17 protein-coding genes are annotated in these 21,957 nt (G+C 69.7%); 7 read left to right on the forward strand and 10 right to left on the reverse strand.

What is annotated here, in order from left to right:
• Positions 1-7: 7 nt before the first annotated feature.
• The gene (locus Q0Z83_RS12540; protein ID WP_317794050.1) at positions 8-565 is read left to right on the forward strand and encodes a hypothetical protein; all 558 of its coding nucleotides are present in this window, start codon (positions 8-10) and stop codon (positions 563-565) included.
• Between the two features lie 239 nt (positions 566-804).
• On the opposite strand, the gene Q0Z83_RS12545 is transcribed toward Q0Z83_RS12540, so the two are convergent.
• Positions 805-1,662: a hypothetical protein gene (locus Q0Z83_RS12545; RefSeq protein ID WP_317794051.1), complete on the reverse strand. Its 858-nt coding sequence runs from the start codon at positions 1,660-1,662 to the stop codon at positions 805-807.
• A 111-nt stretch (positions 1,663-1,773) separates the two neighbouring features.
• Positions 1,774-2,232, reverse strand: coding sequence for a hypothetical protein (locus Q0Z83_RS12550; RefSeq protein ID WP_317794052.1), 459 nt, complete (start codon positions 2,230-2,232; stop codon positions 1,774-1,776).
• A gap of 163 nt (positions 2,233-2,395) precedes the next feature.
• On the opposite strand from Q0Z83_RS12550, the gene Q0Z83_RS12555 reads away from it, so the two are divergent.
• Positions 2,396-4,546 (forward strand): AfsR/SARP family transcriptional regulator, encoded by a 2,151-nt coding sequence (locus tag Q0Z83_RS12555; protein ID WP_317794053.1) that lies wholly within the window; start codon positions 2,396-2,398, stop codon positions 4,544-4,546.
• A gap of 192 nt (positions 4,547-4,738) precedes the next feature.
• On the opposite strand, the gene Q0Z83_RS12560 is transcribed toward Q0Z83_RS12555, so the two are convergent.
• The gene (locus tag Q0Z83_RS12560; protein ID WP_317794054.1) at positions 4,739-5,272 is read right to left on the reverse strand and encodes a hypothetical protein; all 534 of its coding nucleotides are present in this window, start codon (positions 5,270-5,272) and stop codon (positions 4,739-4,741) included.
• Positions 5,273-5,489: 217 nt separating this feature from the next.
• Here Q0Z83_RS12560 and Q0Z83_RS12565 point away from each other — a divergent pair, with 217 nt between their 5' ends.
• Positions 5,490-8,477, forward strand: coding sequence for an NACHT domain-containing protein (locus Q0Z83_RS12565; RefSeq protein ID WP_317794055.1), 2,988 nt, complete (start codon positions 5,490-5,492; stop codon positions 8,475-8,477).
• 216 nt (positions 8,478-8,693) lie between these two features.
• On the opposite strand, the gene Q0Z83_RS12570 is transcribed toward Q0Z83_RS12565, so the two are convergent.
• A complete protein-coding gene (locus Q0Z83_RS12570) occupies positions 8,694-9,167 on the reverse strand; it encodes a transposase (RefSeq protein ID WP_317794056.1) in 474 nt (157 codons plus the stop codon).
• A 147-nt stretch (positions 9,168-9,314) separates the two neighbouring features.
• Here Q0Z83_RS12570 and Q0Z83_RS12575 point away from each other — a divergent pair, with 147 nt between their 5' ends.
• From Q0Z83_RS12575 to Q0Z83_RS12590, 4 genes are read left to right on the forward strand one after another with little or no spacing between them, the layout of a single operon-like run.
• Positions 9,315-9,857 (forward strand): toll/interleukin-1 receptor domain-containing protein, encoded by a 543-nt coding sequence (locus tag Q0Z83_RS12575; protein WP_317794057.1) that lies wholly within the window; start codon positions 9,315-9,317, stop codon positions 9,855-9,857.
• 3 nt (positions 9,858-9,860) lie between these two features.
• Positions 9,861-11,816 (forward strand): hypothetical protein, encoded by a 1,956-nt coding sequence (locus Q0Z83_RS12580; protein WP_317794058.1) that lies wholly within the window; start codon positions 9,861-9,863, stop codon positions 11,814-11,816.
• Position 11,817: 1 nt separating this feature from the next.
• Positions 11,818-12,852, forward strand: a complete 1,035-nt coding sequence (locus Q0Z83_RS12585; RefSeq protein WP_317794059.1) for a hypothetical protein — start codon at positions 11,818-11,820, stop codon at positions 12,850-12,852.
• Positions 12,842-14,191, forward strand: a complete 1,350-nt coding sequence (locus Q0Z83_RS12590; protein ID WP_317794060.1) for a DUF4407 domain-containing protein — start codon at positions 12,842-12,844, stop codon at positions 14,189-14,191. Before Q0Z83_RS12585 ends, Q0Z83_RS12590 begins: the two co-directional genes overlap by 11 nt.
• Before the next feature lie 89 nt (positions 14,192-14,280).
• Here Q0Z83_RS12590 and Q0Z83_RS12595 read toward each other — a convergent pair whose 3' ends face one another.
• From Q0Z83_RS12595 to Q0Z83_RS12620, 6 genes are all read right to left on the reverse strand, one after another.
• Complete coding sequence (locus Q0Z83_RS12595) at positions 14,281-14,799, reverse strand: transposase family protein (RefSeq protein WP_317794061.1); 519 nt, start codon at positions 14,797-14,799, stop codon at positions 14,281-14,283.
• 175 nt (positions 14,800-14,974) lie between these two features.
• A complete protein-coding gene (locus Q0Z83_RS12600) occupies positions 14,975-15,259 on the reverse strand; it encodes a hypothetical protein (RefSeq protein ID WP_317794062.1) in 285 nt (94 codons plus the stop codon).
• A gap of 33 nt (positions 15,260-15,292) precedes the next feature.
• Positions 15,293-16,171 (reverse strand): DUF4231 domain-containing protein, encoded by an 879-nt coding sequence (locus Q0Z83_RS12605; RefSeq protein WP_317794063.1) that lies wholly within the window; start codon positions 16,169-16,171, stop codon positions 15,293-15,295.
• Between the two features lie 58 nt (positions 16,172-16,229).
• Entirely contained in the window at positions 16,230-20,702 is a 4,473-nt protein-coding gene (gene gltB, locus Q0Z83_RS12610; RefSeq protein ID WP_317794064.1) for a glutamate synthase large subunit, read from the reverse strand.
• An 88-nt stretch (positions 20,703-20,790) separates the two neighbouring features.
• On the reverse strand, positions 20,791-21,372 hold the full coding sequence (locus tag Q0Z83_RS12615; RefSeq protein WP_317794065.1) for a BUD32 family EKC/KEOPS complex subunit: 582 nt from the start codon (positions 21,370-21,372) through the stop codon (positions 20,791-20,793).
• A gap of 129 nt (positions 21,373-21,501) precedes the next feature.
• Complete coding sequence (locus Q0Z83_RS12620) at positions 21,502-21,720, reverse strand: hypothetical protein (RefSeq protein ID WP_317794066.1); 219 nt, start codon at positions 21,718-21,720, stop codon at positions 21,502-21,504.
• Between the last annotated feature and the right edge of the window lie 237 nt (positions 21,721-21,957).

A 21,957-nucleotide genomic window follows, 5' to 3' on the forward strand; every position in this document is an offset into this window, starting at 1 on the left:
AGCCCCCTTGAAGACGCCACCGCGGGAGGTGGCCGGCTACGCCGAGGCGTACGCCGCCGGCCTCCTCCCGCGGGTGCCGTCCACCCCGCCGCCGCTCGCGGTCGCCCCCACCGCGCGGGCCGCGTTCCGAAGGCTCCTCGTCACGACCGCAATGGCCTTCCTGACCGTGCTCCTGCTCGCCAAGACCTTGAGCAGCGTTGGAGCCTTGGCTGCGATCGGCCTGGGCGGCACCCTCGTGCTGGTGCTGATCCATCGGCAGCTCGCCCGTGTCGGTGATCGGCTGATCGCCGAGTTCCGGCACGGGTACGCCACGCTCGACGTGTCCTTGGGCGGCTTCTGGTTCGGTGAGGGCTACACCGGCATCACGGGTGAGGCATGGTCGCGGTGGGATCTCCGAGGCCTCTGGCTGCTCGACGCCTCGACCGGGGCGATGCGTCGCGCTCCGGCCGGAGACGGCGATCCACCCGGCATGTACCCGTCGCCGCATGCCCCGGGACGGTGGGAGCTGTGGACGGGCGTGGAGTGGCTCGGCCACTTCGAGAACCCCGTCAGCGTGCGCCGCTGAGAGACCGCGGACGGTCAGCTGCGCCTCGACAGCAGCCGGCCGGGTGCTTGGCCGTCGGATCGCGTGTCGCCCCCGCGTCGACGTCGTGAGCCGCTGCTACCGGCTCGGGCCGGCGCCCAGTTCGAGACCAGCCACGTTCACCTGCGAATGGTCAGCCTGAACCGCCTCGCATCGCTGCGGCCCGGGACGCGAAGGACCGTATGCTGCCCGAGGGTGATCGCTGCCGTGCTGCGGCGAGTTCACCGGGGCCAGAGGCAGAAGGCGTTGGTGCCGCGGTCCCCCTTCGGCGTGGGAAGATCGTCGCCGAGGATGCGGAAGCACCGGTCGGCCGACTCGGGCCCGACCGGGATCACGTAGTGCGCCTCACCCCGCGCGTCCACGGCCACCCGGAACGATGTGCGGTAGGGGTCGTGGCGTCGTGCGACCGGCTCGTCCGGTGGTCCGTACAGGTGGAGGGTCGTCTCCCGCCCCGGCGGGAAACCGCCGAGGTGGAGATGGATGCCGGCGCCGTCCGGGCCGGTGAAGAGCACCCGTGCCTCGTCAGCGAGGCGCGCTGTCAGCTTGCCGGCGGCGGTCCGGCCGCCCTGTGCGGCGGTCACCCGGTAGTCGCCCTCGGGCGCGCCCGGCAGCAGCGGGAACAGCAGGTAGAACAGGTCACCCTCGCCGAGTGGAGGGTCGGCCGCCGACCGTACGGGTGCGCCGGCCGGTGGTGTCACGGTCACCTCCAGCGGCGCGTCCGGATCGAAGCCGTCGAAGCACAGGCCCACCTGGGCCGGGATCTCCTGCTCGGGGTAGGTCACCACCACGCGTGGCGGCCCGCCCGCCGGCTCCGGGCAGCGGGCGTCGCCGCCCTCGAAGATCTGAGCCTGCTCGGGCACGCCTTCGGGCAGATCGTCCGTCCGGAGGAGCAAGTCGGCTGGGCCGGTCTGGGCGGTCACCGGTACGACCGTCTCCGCGCCGGCCGTCTCCAGGCTGGACGTCGCGGGCGCAGGTGTCGTGCCGGTGACGGGATCCGGCGGCGCCGTGTCGCACGCGGCGAGCACCACGAGCACGGTGACGGTCGACGTCAGACGGAGCGCCCACGGTGTGTCCGCCATGACGGCCTCCTCTCCGAATCCATCGACGATTGTCGCACCGGCGGGCTGGACGCGGGTGCAACGAAGAGCCCGGCCCGGGGCGCGACGCCCCGGGCCGGATGCAGGGATCGATCAGGCGGGAACCCAGGCGAAGGAGCACTCCGGGGTCCACGGGATCGGGTCCGGGTAGGGCAGGTAGATGGCCGGCACGAAACCCCAGGCGTTGCTGCGGCCGGGCAGCGTCGTGTCACCGACGGTGTAGTACCAGTGGTTGAAGCCGCCGACGTCGCCGCCGACCTTCCAGCAGAGGAACCAGCTCCGGGTGCTCAGCAGCCAACCCTTCTGCGCGCTCGCCGACCCGGCGTTGGTGGTCTGGTAGATCGGGGCCGGTGCGTCGTTGTTGCAGACGGTGCGGCCGGTCCACCGATGACCGTAGGGATCCGACGGTCCCGGTGTCTGCCGCACGCAGGCGGCCGGCTCGGCCGTCACGTCGGCCGGCCCGGCGGCCGCCGGGCTCGGTGCGAAGCCCGCCAGCAGCCCGGCGAGGGTCAGCAGCGCGGCCAAGGCGCACGCCAGTCTCGGATGTGACATGTGGACCTCCTGTCGATGGGTGATGCGGTCGGTGCAGACCCTGCCGGTGCCGTCCCCGATCTGTCCTCGATCGGTCCTCTCGCGTTGCCTTCGCCCGTTACGCTGCTGCTCAGCGAGCCGCGGGAAGGTCTAGGCGGACGGGGGTCCGGCGGTGGAGTTCCGGGTGCTCGGGCCACTGGAGGTCCGGGTGGGTGCGCGTCCGGTCGAGGTGCCGGGCGGCCGGACGCGGCTGGTCCTCGCCGCGCTCCTGGCCGAGCCGAACCGCGTGGTCGGTGTCGACGAACTCACCGAGATCGTGTGGGAGGACGCCGCGCCCCCGACAGCCCGCCGCCAGGTGCAGAACACGGTGTCCCAGCTGCGTGGCCTGCTCCTGCGATACGGCGCGGCCGACCGGTTGCACAGCACCCCGGCCGGCTACCGGCTGAGCGTCGGACCGGACGACCTGGACCTCCTGCGTCACGAAGCGCTACGCGTCGAGGCCCGGCGGCTCGCCGCGGCCGGCGATCGGCGTGCCGCCGCGGGTGCTCTAGGCGAGGCGGTGGCGCTGTGGCGGGGGCCGGCCTTCGGCGGACTGCCCGGCGACCGGTTCCGCCGGCTCGCCGCGACCCTCGAGGAGCTGCGCTGGTCCACGGTGGAGTCGCATGCCGAGGCCGCGCTGGCCGAGGGCGGCGACGGTCTCGTCGCCCGACTGTCCGGTCTCGTGGCCGAGCATCCGCTACGGGAGCGGCTGGCCGCCGCCTATCTGCTGGCGCTGTACCACTCCGGCCGCCAGGCCGACGCCCTCGTCCACTACCAGCGCGTCGCCGCGTCCCTGCGCGATGAGCTCGGCGTCGACCCGGGGCCGGAGCTGCAGCGCCGCTTCGAGGCGATCCTGCGCCGAGACCCGGCCCTGGACCCGCCGGCGCCCCGACCCCGCATCCCGGCACCAGGTGGTCCGGCAGCGGGACCCTCCGAGGCTTCACCCGCGGACGCCGTATCCGCGGCGCCTCGTCGGCGTTCCCGGGGCGTGCGGGCGCTCGCGGCCGCCGCGGCGGTCTTGATGCTCACCGGCCTGGCCGGCGACCTCGCGGCGCCGCCGCCCGAGATGACCGGCCTCTTCAACGTCGTCGCCGCCCCGTTCACCACGGCCGGGCCGCAGGCGGTGCAGCCGGTCGCCGACCGGCTGCACCGGGCGCTTGTCGAGCGTCTCCAGGGCTGGGTGGGCGAGCAGCCAGGGGTCCGGCTGCGGAGCGTCGCCGATCCCGGCGATCCGGCGGAGCTGGCCCGCCGGCACGGCGCGGACCTGGTGCTGACCGGCGCGGTCCGCGGCGCGGGCGACCGGGCGACCGTCACCCTGGGTCTGTTCGTGACCGAGCGGACGCTCGGCGAGGCACCGGAGTTCGTGGGTGCGCACGAGTTCGCCGTGACCGAGCCGATCGACGTCCTGCAGCGCAACTGGCAGCTCGGCCACCGTCTCACCGAGGGGATGCTGCGCTATCTCGGCGGCGTCACCGACCTCACCAGGGCGCTGGGCGAGTACGGACTCGACGATCTGCCCGCTGCGGAACGCCTGCTGGGTACGGCACAGGAGCACTTCGCCGCGGCCGGTCGCGCGGTCGGCGGAGCGGCGAGCGGCCGGGAAGTCCTACATCTGCTGCTGGGCAACGTGATCGGCCGGGCGGATCCGGCGCGACTCGGTCAGGCGGAAGAGCAGTTCCGGGCGGCGCTGGCCATCGCACCCGGCTACCTGCGGGCCCGCCTCGGCCTGGCCGAAGCGGTTCGGGCCGCCGTACCCTGCCGCGCCGGGACGTCGGACCCGGCCCGGCTCGATGTGGCTCGCGAGGGCTACCGGTCCGCGCTGGCCGCCGTCGCTGATCCGCCGGGCGGACCGCTGCTGGAGATGAAGATCCGCCTCGGACTGGGGCTCACCGAGCAGTGCCTGAGCCTGGCCGGTTTTCCGGCGCGGTGGCCGGCGGCGGAGGCGGAGTTCACCCGGGTGGAGCGACTGCGACCCTCGGCCCCAGGCGATCAGCGCCACGCTCTGCGGCTGGCCGCCGAGGCCGCGGCCGGCCGGGCGCTCACCGCCATGGTCACCGCCGGTTCGACCGACGGCGCCCGGTACGGCGGCCTGCCGGCGGCCGCGGCGGGCTATCGGCGGGCGCTCGATCTGCTCGCACAGGTCGGCGACACTCGGCCGAGGACCGCGGCCCGCACCGTCGTCTTCCTCTGCAACCTCCGCCTCGTCACGCGGCAGCTCGGCGATCCGGACGCCATCGCGGAGGTCGACCGGCGGCTGCGCGCAGACGCCTCCGCGCCGTCCTGCCCGGCCGGATGACCGTGACCGGTCCGGACGCTGGAACTCACCCGAGTGCTCACGCTCGTGGCACTGTACGTCTTGACGACGTCCTTCCGCTCTTGCTGGGCGAGGGCGGTGCCGCGCACGTCGGCCGGGGCTCGGAGTCGGGCCGGTGCATCGGGTTCGTCCAGGTGCTCAACAGCCGCTTCCTCGGAAGTGGAACAACGGCGTTCAGGAGCCCAAACCCGGAGCCGTTGTGGTGGTGACCGCTCTCCCGTCTCTGGCGCGGGCGGTCAGCCGGACACCCTCGACCTCGGTGCCGGGAGCCCAGATCAGGAACAGGTTGTCGTCGGTGGCACCGGTGAGGGTGGCGCCGGATGGCAGCGTCGCCGTGATCGAGGTCGCGCCGGCGGGCAGACGCCCGATCAGCAGATGGGCCTTGAGCACCGCGTCCGCCCCGCCGTAAAAGGTGATCCGATCATCCGGCCCGTCCTCCATCACCGAGCCGAACGTCTCCTCCAACCCGGCGGCACCGAGCCGACAGGTACTGATCCACTTGTCGGGTTCGGAGACGTAGACGCGGATCTGCTTATCACCGTCGCGGGACACGAACCGCTGTTCGAGGCGACCGGCGGCCTCGCCGTTGAGGTCGGTGAGGCTGCGCTGACATGCGGCGCCTGCCTGTTCGTCGGTCAGCGGCTGCGGCGTCTCATCGGCGATCGTCGCGGCGCTGCACCCGGTAGCGAGGGCCAGGACAGCCAACATCGCGGTCACCGTGTGGGCCCCGCGGTGGACCGAATGCGCCACTATGCTCCTCCAGGCCTCGGGCCACCGGGTATCCGATCATGACAGGCTCCGCACTGTACGCCACGGGTCTACGCAGGCCAGGTGCCATGAGGCTGTGATCACAGGCGGCCCGGTTCGACGATCATCCCCTTGACGGGCAGGCCTTCGAGTGACCGGCGGATGTACGCTGCGTCAGGTGTCCAAGGTGGTTGGTTATGCCGATGCGGTGGAACTGCTCGGTGGTGGCTCACCGCTGGTCAAGTCTCTCGACCGGGCGCTCGGTGGGCTGCTGCTGGCAGCCACCGGCGGCGGGAGCGAGCTCGCGATCAGCCTGTTCGACGGCAAGGCCGAAGCCGTTCGGCTGGGCGAGTGGGTGATCACCGGCCTTCGGGACCGGACGAAGGGCTACGGGCGGTACGACCGGACGCAACGCCTGCGTGCGGCGCACACGATCATCGCCATGGCGGCGTTCTTCGCGGCGCTGGACGACATCGAACTGCCCTTCGAGCCCCGGGCACTGGCGCTCACCGCCGACGAACGGCGCCACGTCACCGGCGTCGAACCGGCCGTCCGCCGGCTCGCCGAGGCGGAGGCGCCGATACCCGCCCCGCACCTCGACCACGAGCGGCTGCTCGCCGACCTGCGACTCTGGTACGCATCGAACGCGAACGTGCTGGTCGACTTCGCGGAAGGTCTGGCGGTCTGGGATGACCTGGACGAGACCAGGCAGGCCGCCGCACGCCAGGCGATCCGCGTGGCTCTTCCCGCGGCCGCCTGTAGGCGGTACGAGGATCTCCACCGCCGTCTCGCGGTGGAGATGCCGGAGTTCGCGCTGTGGACCACCGATCTGCGGCAACGCGCGATGGGAACAGCGCTGGCCCGGATGGATACGGTGCTGGACGCCGTCGCGTCCGGTCACGGACCCGGCGACATGGCCGCGACCCTGGTTCGCGCCTGGCGCTCCGCGCTCGAACGGCCGATCCTCTCCGAGGGCGACGTACCGGGTGGCCTGGTGATCCCCGCCCTGGGCGAAGGCTATGTCGACCCCGACTACCGCGTCCGAGCCATCGACACGGCCGGCTCTCCGGCCGACGAGTCCTGGTGGGCCCACGTTCCGGAACGCCGCGATCTGGCGGAGTTCCTGGTCAGCCATCTGACCACCCCCGCCGCGACCGAAGCGCCGCTTCTGGTGCTGGGCCAGCCCGGCGCGGGCAAGTCGGTGCTCACCCGGATCGTCGCGGCCCGGCTCGACGCCCGGCACTTCCTGCCGGTCCGGGTGATACTGCGCGACGTGCCGGCCGAGGCCGAGATCCAGGATCAGATCGAAGCCGCGGTACGCGCCGCCACCGGCGAAACGGTCACCTGGCCCGGCCTGGTCCGCGGTGCCGGGCCAGCCCTACCCGTGGTGCTGCTCGACGGGTTCGATGAGTTGTTGCAGGCCACCGGCGTCGCCCAGTCCGACTACCTGAACCGGGTCGCCGCCTTCCAACGCCGCGAGGCCGAACTCGGCCGCCCGGTCGCTGTGCTGGTCACCAGCCGTACGGCGGTCGCGGACCGGGCCGGTGCGCCCGAGGGCACGGTGGGGATCCGGCTGGAGCCGTTCCGAGAGCCGCACGTCCGGCAGTGGCTGGCGACGTGGAACAGCGCCAACGCCGACGGCCTGCGGCGCCGCGGCCTCGCCGAACTCGATGCCGAGGTGGTGCTGCGCCAGCCGGGCCTGGCGGGCCAGCCGCTGCTACTGATGATGCTGGCCCTGTACGACGCCGACACCAACGCGCTACGCGCCGCCGGGGCGAACCTCGACGAGAGTTCCCTCTACGAGCGTCTACTGACCGCGTTCGCCCGCCGTGAGGTCACCAAGACGCACGTCACGGCCACCGGGGCGCAGCTGGCCGGCCTCGTCGAGCTGGAGCTGCTGCGGCTGTCGGTCGCGGCGTTCGGCATGTTCAACCGTCATCGCCAGTGGGTCACCGCCCAGGAACTCGACATCGACCTGGAAGCGCTGATGCCGTCCGCCCGCGCGGAGCCGTCCGGTGGCTTCCGGCAGCCGCTCAACCAGGCCGAGAAGTTGGTCGGCCGGTTCTTCTTCATGCAGCGCGGACAGGCGACCCGGGACGGCGCCCGGCTGCACACCTACGAGTTCCTGCACGCCACGTTCGGTGAGTACCTGATCGCCCGGCTGATCATGCGGATGCTGATCGAATTGGCCGAGGAGGAGGCCACCGCCGCCACGGCGGTGTTCGGTCCCGCCGGTTGCCGCGACGGCCGCCTGCACGCGCTGCTCTCCTTCGCACCACTGACCAACCGGGAGCCGATCCTCGCGTTCGTCCGCGAACTGGCGGCGCCGGGTTTCCCCACCGGGGCCCGGCGCCTGCCGATCACGCTCTTCCAGCGGCTCGACGAACGCCCGACGGACCAGGACGTCCGTGGGTACCAGCCGGTGAAGGCGCCCGGCCCGGACCGGTACGCGGCCTACGACCTGAACCTGCTGTTGCTCGCGGTCGCCCTGAATGGCGAGGTACGCGCCGGCGAGCTGTTCCCGGGAGCCTCCGACGTGGCTCTGCTCTGGCGACGGCACGCCCTGCTCTGGCAGGCGACCCTGAGCACGACGGCCTGGTGGGCGGTGGTGTTCACCCTGCAGACCCGCACCGCTTGGCAGGGCGAGCGGCGGGATCTGGTCGTCGTGCTGGACAACGAGACGTCGACACCGCCGGTGGAACCCTACTGGCTCTACCGCACCCATCCGGAACACCCGACCCGGACCACCGTCACCAGCTGGCAGCACACCCGGTGGGACGGGATCGCCCGGCAGAGCAATCTGGTGCGAGACCGGGTCAACGAGACGCTCATGCACGCCGTCGAGCCGCTGATGCGCCGGATCGGGGACGCGACCACCACCTTCGTGGTCGGCGACGCGGACACGGCGCACTCGATCGCGGCAGCCATCAGCCGTTTCCAGATCGCCGCGCTGATCGGCGACGACGACGAGAATCTCGCCCGCATCGCCGCCGACGCCGTGCACGCGGTGACCCGATGCTGGGCGCCACTGGTGGACCCGCTCGTACGGGACCGCGGGGTGCTGCTGGTCCGGGAACTCATGCCGTTGCTCGAAGGCCGGGTGCCCGACGACATACGCGACCGGTGGGTCATCCTCCTGTCGTCCGCCTTCGGCGGACGGCCCTAAGTGGTCCAAGCGGTAGTCCTTCGGGGGTTATGCGGCCAGGGCGAGTGCGGCAGGCTGGTGGTCGTAGCCGGCGGGTTGTTGGGGGTTCTGCTCTTTCTGTTCGTGTCGCTCGATCCGGGCCAAATGGTCCTCGAGGTCGGCTGGGGTGAACTTCCATCTGAAGGGCCGGGCGGTCGCGTTGTAGCGTTGCTCGAAGGCGGAGAGTCGGTCTTTGACCTAGTCAAGGCTGGTGAAGTCGTTGGGTGTCAGGACTTTGCGCTGGATGATTGAGAGGTAGATCTCGATCTGGTTGGTCCACGACGCGTGGATCGGAGTGTGGACCATGACCGCGTTCGGGAACCGTGCCGTGAGGCGGTCGATCGCGGCTTGACCGCGGTGTGAGGAGCCGTTGTCGACGACCCAGAACACTCGTTTCGCGGAGGCATACGGTTGCTGGGTCATGACCTGTTCGACCAGGGTCATGAACGGACCGATGCCGGTCTTCGGGCTGCGGTGGGAGAAGACTCGGACGTGGTGGACGTCGTAGGCGGCCAGGTAGGCCAGGGCGCCTTTGCGCTGGTGTCCGTGGTTGACCCGCATCATCCGGGCGACGCCGGCCGGCAGGATGGGGTGGCAGCGGCAGCGGGCCTGGATGCTGGTCTTCTCGTCGCTGGAGATCACGTACTCGTCGGCGCCGAGCGCGACGTACATCAGGCACTGAGCCGGGAGCGCGTACGGTCCGGCACACGGTTGCCGGCGGCCGTCGCGCGAAGGGATGAACCTGGCGCTCACTCATTGCCCGTCCCCGGTGCCCGCTTTAGGTTTTCCTCCGGCACATCTCCGAGGGCGGGAAAATAGGTGTTCTTCGTCAACTACCGGACCGACGACGAGATGATCGGCGCTGTCCACCTCGCGGAGAAACTCGCCGACCGAGTGGGCGCCGATAACGTCTTCCTCGACCGGCACTCGCTGCGGCCTGGTGACGACTTCGCCGCCGTGATCGAGGACCGGTTGCGTGCTTGCCGGATGCTCATCGCGCTCATCGGCCCGCGCTGGGCGGGGACGACATCCGCCGGTCGCCGGCTCGACGACCCGGATGACTGGGTACGCCGCGAGATCGCAACCGCCTTCCGGCTCGGCCGGGACGTCGCGCCGGTCCTGGTCCGCGGTGCTCGTCCGCCCGCCGCGAGTGACCTGCCCCCGGACCTCGCCGGTTTGGCGGGCCTGCAGCATTTCGTCCTGCACGACACGTCGTTCTCGGCCGACGTCGGCCGCTTCGTGGACCTGGTCGCCGGAGCCCGACGTGGGGTCGGCCCCGGCATCGTGGACGCCGCGGTGGTCAACCAGTTCCACGGCTCGGTCGACGCCCGGGGCGCCGTTTTCGGACCGGTGCAGAACTAACGCATGCCGGCCTTCGCCGACGACGGCTCCGATGACCTTCTCCGGCCGGCGGTCGTCAACAGGTTCTATGGGCCGGTCGAGGCTGGGGGAGCGACCTTCGGAACGGTCCAGGCGCTGCACGACCGACCGGCACCGGCCGCGATCCAGGGCCGGGTGGACCCACGTGAGATCGCCGCCGTCACCGATCGGTACGTCGAGCCGCCGCTCTTCCAGCAAGCGGCCCAGCGGCTGGAACGGGATCATCTGGTGGTGCTGCGCGGGCCGGTCGGACTCGGCAAGGGTGCCTCGGCGATCGCGCTGCTCAACGATGTCGGCGTTCACGAGCAATATCGCCTGCTGCCCATCGTCGGCTTGGCGGAACTGCTCAAACGCCGCTTCGAGCAGCACCACGGGTATCTGGTCGTGGATTGGGAGCCGGGGGAGCCGGAGACCGAGTCGTTCTGGCTGGCCCTGCGTACCCGGGTGGCCGGTTTCGAGGCTCACCTGGTGATTAGCACATCGGCTCCCGGCCTGACCGGCGATCACGAGTTGGTCGCTCGCATGGCCTGGGAACCGCCCGACCGGCGGCGGCTGATCCTGGCGCACTACCGGAACGCGGACGCCGAGATCGTAGACCGGCTCCTGCTCGAGCTACCCGCGGACGCGGCCGTCGCCGACATCACCGCGGCCACGAGCCGGATCGCCGCCGGCGTCCCGATCACGCTCGCGGTCAGCGGCGTCCGGACCGGCGCTGGCGAGGCGATCGCGCACTGGTGGAACAGGGCAACCCCGGCCGAGCGCCTGGAGGTGGTCGCGCTGGCGTTCCTCGACGGCGCCTCGCAGCGGACCTTCGAGGCGGCGCTGAGCCGGCTGCACGGCCAGATCAAACCGCTGTGGACCGGCGTGGATGAATCGTCGAATGTTCTCGTTCTGCGTACTCGCCGTGACCGGGTCTCCGGCGACTCCCTGATCCAGGCCCACCCCGACCCGATCGCCGGCGAGCGTCGGCTGCGGCTCTGCTTCGCGTCGCCGGACGTCGCGCGCCGGATTCTGGCCGAGCTGGCCGGGCAGTCCCAGCCGGCGTTGTGGCGGGCACTGCGCGACTGGCTCGAGGGCGAACTCGCCATCGACACGATCGGCCCGGTATCGGCGGGCCTGGCGGCGCTGGCCACCGTAGACCTGGACGAAGTCGAGCACTCCTATCTGGAGCCCTGGTCGACGGCCGCCGACCACCCGCTTCGCCAGGACGCGGCGGCCCACGTTCTGGCCCGGATGTGCGACGACAGCCGCCTGCACAACGCGGCCCTGCAGACGGTCCGGAGTTGGGTCACGGCCGGGTCCCTAGCGCAGCGGCGGACGGCCGCGTTCTGCCTCGGCGGGCTGATGGGGCGGCTTTACCCGATGGAGGCGATCCGGCTGCTGTGGGCGCTGGTGGAGCGCGGCCCCGCGGACGTCGCGGCCGACGCGCTGGGCCGGCTGTTCGGCGCGCTGGTCGCGTCACGTTCGGCCGCGCATCTCGTGCTGCGCAAGCTGCGGCAGGAGTTGACCGAACACAACCGGTTCACCGGGGACGAGAACATGCGAGCCCGCACGCTCGACGTCGCGCTCCGCATCCTGTCGCTGCCCGACGACGACGGCCTGCATCCCCACATCGCGACGATGCTGTTTCGCGACGCGGACCGGGTGGAGCTCGCCGCAGACGTCTGGCACGGTGTCCGGGCGAACTCGACAACCCGGTCGCGGGCCAGCAAAGCCCTGCACCGGACCGTGGTCGCGCTGGATCGGCTCGGCGGCATGCAGACCTCCACCGCGCTGCTTGACGCGCTCGCCCGCGGCGCCGAGGACCGTGAGCGGCTGAACCACGACCTCGAGATCACCGCGAGACGAGCAGGCGATCCTTACCGACCCCGGGTCGCGGCGCTCGTACCGGCCCAGCCCACCCTTCCGTCCACCCTGCCGCCCGGCGCAAGCGAGGACTGAGATGTCTCCTTATCCCATCGTGCAGAGCCGTCCTCTCGATCCGCCTCGTCGGCCGTTCCTGACGCGCCGACGTGATCCGGCGGAACTGCCGCGCCCGGCTGCGCACGAGGTGCTCGTCTTCCGGATGGACGGGCGATACGTGCTCGGCGGCCCCGGCCTCGGGGCGGGTCAAGACCTGCTCGACGCCGACTCGGTTTCGGTAGTGGACCTCCGCCGCGAGGTTCCGGTGATGATCGAGTTGTCCCTGCCATCTGCAGAATTCGCCGACTTCACCGTGCGCGTCACCTTCGTCTGCACGGTGCTCGATCCGATCCTGGTGGTCCGCGAGGGCCGATCCAGTCTGGCCCCGGCTCTATACAGCCATCTGCGAGCGCATTCCCGGCTGCTGGATGTGGCGGTGGACTTCGGCATCGCTGAGATCAACTCCGCCCGCCGGGCGATCGTGGCCCAGATTCGCGCCTACCTCACGGTTCGGCCGCCCGCCGTCAACGGGGTGACGATGACGTTGGCCGGCATCGAGGTACTGACTCCGGCCGAGCTCACCGAGTTCGAGAAGGCCCGGCGGCACCAGCGCTTCGACCAGGAGCTCGAGCGGGAGCGGCACGCACACAAGCGGGTGCTCAGCTCCGAACAGCTGGCCTTCGAACGGACGGAGATGAAGGAAGCGATGGCGCTGATCGGTGACGATCCGCTGCGTGCGCTGCACCTGGCGTTCGCGGCTGGCCGGGTCGACGCGGCGGCGGTCGCCGAGCAGCTGCGCAGTGAACGCGAGCTGGAGCGCAACACCGAACGGGAGGATCGGTTGCGTCAGCAGAGCCAGGACCGCGAGGACCGGGCACTGCAGCTCGACACCCAGCTGCAGATCCTGCGCGAGTTGTCCAAACGCGGTCATCTGGACATGGTCAGCGTCGATATGGAGCGGATGTTGCAGGAGATCGGTGTGCCTGAGCAACTCAGCACCCTGCACACCCGCGAGCTCTCCACCGCCCGCAACGACGAGTCCGGGCCGGAGCTGAGGGAAGAAGATGACGACTGACACCGGCCCGGCCGCGCCCGACCGCGGCCCGGGACGTCTGCTACGGCGGTTCACCGGGGTTGACGAGTCGCTGCTCGACTGGGTGCCGCAGGAGCGGCCACGCTATTCCAGGCTCGGCGCCATCGTCCTGAACACCGGTCTGATGGCCGCGTTCTCGTTGCTGGTGGCCTTGCAGTCGGTGGTCGATGTGCCGGTCGCGGTGTTGATACCGGTGGCACTGGCCTGGGGTCTGTTCATCGTGACCTTCGACGGCTGGCTGGTCGCCACCACCCACGGCGTGGGGTCCTACAGCCGATTTCCGGTGCTGTTGCCCCGACTACTGGTGTCGCTGCTGCTGGGGTCCGTGATCGCTGAGCCGCTGGTGCTGTGGGTCTTCCGCCCGGCGATCGACGCCGAGATCATGACCCAGCGCGTATCGGAACAGTCGGAGTACGAAAGCAGGCTCCGCCTTTGCAATTCCACCTCCGGCGAGACGGCGAATCCGGCGTGTGCCGGCTACCTGCTCAATGTGGCCTCGGCCGATCCGATCCGGGACGAGCTGACACGCACCAGCGCCCAACGGGCCACCGTGAGTGCGGAGATCACTCGGTACCGTAGTGCGTGGAGCAAACTACAGGAGACGGCCAAAGCTGAGTGTGCGGGGACCGGCTCGACCGGCCGAGCCGGGGAGGGACCCGCCTGCAAGCAGCTGCGTGCTGAGGCCGACCGATACCTCGACCTGGTAAAGACCGAGCAGACCCGGCTGAACGGCCTGGACTCCACGATCCTGCGACTGAACACGGCGCTTGGGGATGCCTCCGAGAAGCAGGAGCAGCAGACCAATGTGGCGATCGCGTCGCGAGTCGCCGAGTGGCGGGCCGCAGACGGGCAGATCGGCCTGCTGGACCGGGCCGCGGCGCTGACCCGGCTCGGGGAACGGAGCGGGGCGGTGATGGCCGCGCAATGGCTGCTCCGGATGCTCTTCATCCTCATCGACTGCCTGCCGGTGCTGACCGCGTTCCTGGGCCGGGGCACCACGTATGACCAGTTGCTGTCACGGCGGCTGACCACCGCGCGCCTGATCCACGACCAGAAGATCGACCTGCGGGAGCGGCAGGAGGCCGCCGAGCTGGCTCTGCGCGTGCGCAAGGCTGAGGCGTACCGCAGGAGGGAGATGGACGATCTCGACGCCGGCGAGCGCTCCGACCGGGCGGCGCGGGAAGCCGGTGTCGATGAGCAGATCGAGGCTCTCGCCGCCCGGCTGCGGGGTGACCCCGTGACCTGGCGGGTGCCACCGGCACGGCCGAAGCGGGCCGAACAGCCCGGGATCTTTGCCGCCGAGCGGGCCACGCACCCCTGACCGCCTCCCCGGCCCGCCGCCGGGCCGACACCCTCGTGGTGACAGGAGTCGGCCCGCGGCGGCGACGACATCCCCGATCCGGCGCGGGCTTATCGGGGTGCGGCGCAAGGCTTTCCAGCGTCCGACGAGGATGGCGAAGCCGCGTTCGCCCTGCCATCGCAGACCGCGCAGGATCCGGTTGTGGGCGCGGTTGTCGACGGCGAGGGGCTTTCCGTCGGTCGGTTGTTTGACCGGGGTCTTGATGTCCTGACAGTGCTTTCGCAGCCGGAGTCGGCCAAGGTCGGCAGGTCGAGTTCGGCGGCCGGCCAGTTCAGTGTGGCGGTGACGCCTAGTTCAGGGGCGCAACGGGTGTCGTGCAGATGCCCCGGCATTGCCGCCGAGGTCCAGATGAGCAGTCCGTCCGGACGCATGACCGCCTGAATGTTCGCGCCGAAGTCGCGGTGTTTTCCCGAGAACCAGGTGTCGATGGTCTTGCCTTTGACCGACAGAGTGGTCTCGGTCAGCCGGTCGCAGTCGAACAGCTTGCCGTCGAGGATGACGTACGACCAGCCGTCGGCAGCCACGCGCTTCAGCGCGGTGTGCAGGTCCTGTGCTTGGGCGGCGAGCACGGCGACGCCTTCGTCGCGGTAGCGGTACGCGGTCGCCCGGGAGATCCAAAACCGGCGCCCAGCAGCGTCAAGTCTTCCCGCTTGCGGAACCAGACGAGTACGAGCAGTGCCTGGTAAAAGCAGGTCAGCGCACGAGTCTTCTTCCGGGTGCCATTCGCTGCTGAGATCAGTTCACTTATTGGGTCTTGCGCGACTGGCTGATGCGTGCCAACCGCCCTGCCGCCGTCTCCTGCACGATCCGGTACAGGTTGGCAACCTTCGCCGCCCAGTGTGTCCTCTGGAACTCCCAGTCGTCGATGCTGAGCGGGCCCCGGATGGCCTCGATCGTCGCCAGCGGGATCTCCGGGAACAGCGGATTGGGAGTGAACCGGAAGTGGTAGCTTCGTCCGGCGAGGATGAGGCTGTCGATGTGACCGACCCGAGCGTCGCGGCTGTCTGCGAATCCGATCTCGGGCATCATGAGGGTCGGCAGGCTGATTCGGGTTCGGGTCTCCTACAAGCGGCGCGACGACGTCCACAAGCTGTGCTCCCGCGAGATGGCGGTCTCGGCTTCGGCGACGAACGCCGGCCATCCGGGCTCCGTCACCGATTCGGCCAGGGTCTCGACGGAGGACAGCTCGTGGGCGGCCACCGCATAGGCTCTCGCGGTCGCGCCGTACTGTCGCGTCTGTGCCCAGGCCGATGCCCCGGCGACGACTGCCGAGATGATGCCCAGCAGGTCGAAGTCGATGATGTCGGCCGCTCGCAGCACCGCAGCCACGACTCCGAACAGCTCCAGCGCGATCGCGGACAGCATGAAGATCTGGCCGTTGCCTTCGGCGGTGCGGGCGCGGGCGCGGTACCAGGCTCGCTGATCCTGGATACGGCCCTGCAGGTAGCGGCTTTTACGGTCGACGAACGGTGCTCGGCGCAACGCGTCCATGTCGGCGGTGATCTGTGTTTCACCGCCGTCGACCGGTAACGGGAAGTCGCTGCCCAGTGCCCGTGCCACGCTCGCCAGCTGCGCCAGGAAGGTGGCCCTCATGTCGGCGGCGTCCGCAGTGACCGGGAACGGATCGCCGCCGACCGCGTAACGCCAAGAGAGCGTCTTGGTCGACTCGGCTGCGCTTCTCGCCTCGTACCACCGGGTCTCCGGACGCGTTGCGAAGAGGACCAGCTCCGCGGCGAGTGCTGTCAGGAAGGCAACAAACGCGACCCAGGCCCACACGTCCACCGATCCGAGGTGCCAGCCCAGGGCACCGCCGGCAGCGGCGACGACCAGGGCGGTCAGGCGGACTCGGGTGGCGCGTAGATAGTGGGATTGGCCGGATCTCGATGCGGCGCTGGCGGATCGGCAGAAGGTTCCATAGGCCAAACCCTGCGGCGAACCCATCTGAGCATTGTAGACGTACCTCGTGCTGCGTCGCCGGCTGCCGGAGACGCCGCACACGTTATCGGGTGCGGTAACCCATGGCCGCCTCGTCCACATCGCGTCCGGCGGCCTCGGCGATCCGGATCCGCTCCATCACGCGTTCGTGGTCCCGCGACACCACGACGGAGAATCGCAGGACCTGGCTGGCCCAACCGGCCAGGATGGGGTCGACCACCGTCGACCCGGTCTCCGTCGCGTGCTTGCGCATCAGACGGAACAGCACTCGGCTCTGCTCCGGGCTCACTCGATCCACGGCGACGTGCTCGGGGTTCACCTTCGTCGCGTCGAGGTCGAGGACGAAGGCGGTGCCGCCGGTCATCCCGGAAGCGAAATTGTGGCCGACCGGGCCGAGCACCACGACCACACCACCGGACATGTAGGCGCAGCCGTGGTCGCCGAGGCCCTCGACAACGGCGTGAGCACCGCAGTTGCGTAGCGCGAACCGCTCACCGACCCGGCCACCAAGAAACAACTCGCCGCCGGTCGCGCCGTAGAGGACCGCGTTGCCTGCGATGGCGTTTTCCTGCGCCACGTACGGAGCCGAGACATCGGGGCACGCGATCACCCGCCCACCGCAGAGACCCTTCGCGACGTAGTCGTTGGCGGTGCCCAGGAGCCGCAATGTGACACCGGGCGGCAGGAAAGCGCCGAATGACTGCCCCGCCGTACCCCGCATGGTGAACGAAATGGTGTCCTCGGGCAGCCCGGAACCCCCGTAGCGTCTGGTCACCTCCCCGCCCAGCATCGCGCCGACACTGCGATGATCGTTACGGATCGCAAGGTCCGACCGGACCGGGTCGGCGTTGATGAGCGCCGGCATCGCGAGCTCGATCAGCGTGTTGTCCATCGCATGATCGAGGCCGTGGTCCTGCGAGACCACGCCACGGCGGTACGCGTTGTCGGGCAGATCAGGCACGTGGAGCAGTGGAGAGAGATCGAGAAGGTGGCCCTTCGGCTGACGGATCTCCGGCGCCGGGTCCAGCACTTCGCAGTGTCCGACCGCCTCATCGATCGTCCGGAATCCCAACTCGGCCAGTTGTTCACGCACCTGCTCGGCGAGGAACACAAAGAAGTTCTCGACGAATTCAGGCCGGCCGACGAAGAACTCGCGGTGGTATGGCTGCTGCGACGCGATACCGGCCGGGCACGTGCCGAGGTGACAGACGCGCATCATGACGCAGCCACTCACGATCAACGGAGCGGTGGCGAATCCGAACTCCTCCGCGCCGAGCAGCGCGGCGATCACGATGTCTCTACCGGTGGCAAGGCCGCCGACGCCGAGGACCACCCGGTCCCTCAACCCGGATGTGAGAAGTGTCTGCTGCGCCTCGGCCAGGGTCAGCTCCCACGGCGGGAGCGATGGGCTGGGACCGATGGCCGTCGCCGCGCCGAGGTCCGCGCCGTCCGGGGAGACGACGATGACGTCGGCCTTCAACTTCGCGAGCACCCCGGCTGAGGCCCCGTCGCGACTGATGCTGACGCGTACCCGGGCCGCCGGGTTGACCATCTTCAGGTCGTGCACCAACTGCGCCAGGTCCGAGGGCGAGGTCACGTCCGGATGCCACGGGGGCGACTCCGCCGCGAGGCTCGGCGTCACCCGGCGGGTCCGGGCTATCCACGGCCAGACCTTGTCGGCGGGCAGCATCGACTCGCCGGCAGGACCGAGCGGGATCTCGAATTCGTCGGCGTTGACCAGATATTCACTGGTCACCCCGAAACGGCCGGGTGCCACTCGCTTGATCGACGATCTGCGGATCGGGTCGTAGGAACGCTCGACATCTTCGCCGCCGTCGCCGGTGCTGGATCTGCCGCCCAGCCGGTTCATCGCCATCGCCAGCGTCTCGTGCGCCTCGCTGGCGATCGCCCCGTACGAGATGGCCCCGGTCACGAATCGTTTGACGATCTCGGACACCGGCTCGACCTCGTCGAGTGGCACCTCAGCCTGCCGGCTCGTCATCCGCATGAGTCCGCGCAGGGTCGCCCCGGCTGCCCGCTCGTCGACGGCACGGGTGTAGCGCTGGAAGATGTCGTACTGCCGTGACTGCGTGGCGTGCTGGAGCAGGAAGACGACTTCGGGGTCGAACAGCCTGGGTTCGCCTTCTCGCCACCGCTCCCACCCTCCGGCCGGCGGAAGATGGCTGACCGGCACCGCGTCAAAGGGATAGGCGGCTTGATGGCGACCGCTGACCTCCGCATGGACTTCGGGCAGGCCGGCTCCGCCGATCCGGCCGCTCGTGCCCGTGAAATAGCGCTTAAGGAAACCGTGGTCGAGCCCGATGGCCTCGTAGGACTGGCCTGCGCAGTAGGACGAGATGGCCGCGACCCCGGCCTCCGCCATCGTCCGGAGAATTCCGCGGCCCAGCGCCTTGATGAAGTTGCGGATCGCGATTCGGCGGTCCATGTCGCCGAGCGCGCCGGAGATGATCATCTCGTCGATGGTCTCGTACGCCAGCCAAGGGTTGACCGCCGACGCGCCATAGGCGACCAACAGGGCGGCGTGTCGTGCCGCGCGGCAGTCTCCGGCCTCCACCAGCAGCGATACCTGCGTACGAGTTTGCTCACGTACCAGGTGCTGATGAACCGCCGCGGTCAGCAGCAGCGACGGGATCGGGGCCAGATCGAGGTTCGAATCCCGATCGGAGAGCACGAGGATCCGAACACCGTCTTCGATCGCCTCCGAGACGTGCCGGCAGATCTGGGTCAGCCGCTCCTTGATGCCCGCTGCACCGTCACGGACGGAATAGAGACCAGACACCCGAACCGCTTGGTAGCCGGGCAGGTCGCCGTCGTCATCGACGGACAACAGCTTGGCCAGATCGTCGTTGTCCAGGATCGGATACGGCAACGTGATCTGCCGGCACGACGCGGGACCGGGCGCCAGCAGGTTCGCCTCCGGTCCGATAGTCGCGGCCAGGCTCGTCACCGGTTCTTCTCGGACCGGGTCGACCGGTGGACCCGAGAACGGGGCGAACCGCGGACTGAAATAATCGAAAAGCAACCGGGGTCGGCTCGACAGCACCGAGAGGGGCATGTCCGTGACCATCGATGCGCGTGGTTCCCATCCGTCCCGGGCCATGGGTGCGATCGCCAGCTCCAACTCGTCGGCGCCATAGCCGAACACCAGCTGGCGCCGGGTCACCACATCGTGTGTGTAGATGATCTGCTGGCGCGGCGGAAGGTCCACCAGGTCGATCAAGCCAGCCTGCAGCCAGTCCCCGTACGGCTCGGCGACGGCGAGGCCGGCCTTGATCTCGGCATCGGCGACGATACGACCGGCTGTCGTATCCACCAGCAACATCTCACCCGGCCGTAGCCGGCCCTGCGCCACCACCGTCGCCGGGTCGAGGTCGAGCAGGCCCGCCTCGGAGCCGAGGACCACCAGTCCGTCCGCGGTATGGCACCAGCGGCCGGATCCGCCGCCAAGACGGTCCGTCGTCATCCCGATCGTGGCGCCGTCGCTGAACGCCACCGGACCGCTGCCGTACCACGGTTCCATGACACACGCGTGGTAGCGATGGAACGCCCGCACCTGCGGGTCCATCGACAAGTCGTTCTCCCAGGCCGACGGCATCATCATCGCCACCGCGTGCGGCAGGCTCCGGCCGGTCAGGTACAGCAGCTCAAGGACCGCGTCGAACGCTGCGCCGCCCGACGCGTCAGCGGTCACTATCGGGAACAGCCGCCTGATGTTGCCCGGCAGCGCCTCCGAGCTCAGAACCGACTCGCGCGCCGCCATCCAGTTCCGATTGGCTCCCAAAGACGTGATCGTTCCGGCATGAGCCACGATCCGTCCGGGCTGCTCGTTCGTCCAGCCTGGCGTCGTCGTCTCGCTGACGTTCACGCAGGCCAGTGCGGTCGCGCTGGTCAGCCGTCCGTCTTTGAGGTCGGGAAAGAAGGCGGACAACTGGTATGAGGTCAATCGGCCCTTGTAGGTGATCGTCCGGGTGGAAAGAGATGGAAAGTACGCATCGAGGCCCCGCTGTGCGGTCTCCCGTTCGGTCTGTCGACGGACGCAATACGCGACTCGCTCCAGTTCGATGCCGGACAACGCTTCACCGGCACGGCCGGTCCGTGTGCCGGGCAACGCCGCCCCGGCCAGGAACACCTGCCGTATCGTCGGGCGATGCCGATCGGCGGTGGGACCCAGCACCGCAGGCACCACCGGGACATCACGCCAACTGAGCACCTCGAGGCCCTCGACCAGCGCGTACTTCTCGAAGATCCTGATTGCCCGGGCGGCGTCCGTTGGATCGGCCGGCAGGAAAACGAGCCCGGTCGCATAATGCCCGGTATCCGGCAATTCGACTCCCGCAACCGCACGGCAGAACGCGTCCGGAACTTCGAAGATGAGGCCGGCACCGTCGCCGTCCTCGGGGTCGGCGCCCCGCGCTCCCCGGTGGTCGAGGCGGGTCAAGGCCGACAGCGCCGCGGCGATGACATCGTGGGAGCGGCGGCCGTGCAGATCCGCGACTGCGGCGATCGCTGAGGCCATTCCACATACCCTTCGGCCGTGGTCGATGCCAGTCAGCCGACCATACTGGCCCTCCGGACCAGGCGACAAGCTGTGCGCTCCCGGTTGATCAAGTTCGCGTCGGTAGATGAGGGGATCGAGAACGTGTCCGATCCGCAGTGATCTGGGCCGTATCCTCACTGCCGGAATACTCGGCGTGAAGGTCGCCGTCGAACAGGCGCCAACAGAAGTCGTTCATCCGAGCGGCTGCGGGTGCATGTCTGGCGATGATCTCCGCCACGGACGGCGGCACGTCCGCTGGGATATCGCCGGTCGCGCATCTTCGCACAAACTGGTCGCGGGCGACGGGACCGCTGTCGGCCGGCACGGATACTCCGCACGCTGAGGTGACCAGCCAGTTCACCAGCCGCATGGAAGCGTAGTCGGCATCGTGACCAGCGTTGCGAGCAGCGAAGTCGCGCTCGGCGTCCGACAGGTCGAAGCGCGATGAGGTGGCGAGCCCGAAGTCGACCAGATAGAGCCGTTCATCGTCGGCCCGGATGTTGCCGAAGAGCCCGTCCAAATGCAGCACCTCGCGGCGATGCAGGAACGCCACCATGTCGAATAGTTGCCGCTCGACCGCTGCGGCTCTACCGAGCGGGTCGCTCAGCCAGGGAGGCAGCCCGTCGGGGAGATGCTCGAGAAACAGCACGAGGCTCGCGGTGGCGTCCGCCAGTGCTTCGAAGCGAGCACGTACGGCCTGGTCACCACCGAACTGGGTGACAACGGCGTCGATGTCGAGGTACTCAGCCGCAACGGGCGGGCGGCCGGGCAGTACCCGCTAGTGGTGCAACAGCGGGAACGACTCCGTCTCCCCGGTGAGGACGCCCTCGGTGACTGTCTGGTTCGCGGCCAGTTCGCGCCACGCGCCGAAGCCCGGACCGGCCAGCCGGTACATGCCGTACTGGCAGCGGACCGGCAGATCGAACAGGTTCGCCGTGCTGCGCGGATGAGCCAGCTCCCGATCGGTGAGCGGAACCCTCGTGACGAACACGGGCATGCCATCGGCATAAGCGATCGAAGAGCCGCCGCCCACACCTACGCCCACGGGTGACGCCGCCCGCAACAACGCCGCCAGTTCACCGCCGGTGCAGGCAGCCAACGATTCCGCGACGCGGTCATGGCGGGAGCACCGGCCGGGGACCATTGCTGCATCATGCCATCGAGCGACGGCCCCTTGGCGCTCTGCTTGACAGATGCCGATAACGGCGACCGAACGTCGATAGTGTGGCCTGGT

Source organism: Actinoplanes sichuanensis (assembly GCF_033097365.1).
Lineage (GTDB): Bacteria > Actinomycetota > Actinomycetes > Mycobacteriales > Micromonosporaceae > Actinoplanes > Actinoplanes sichuanensis.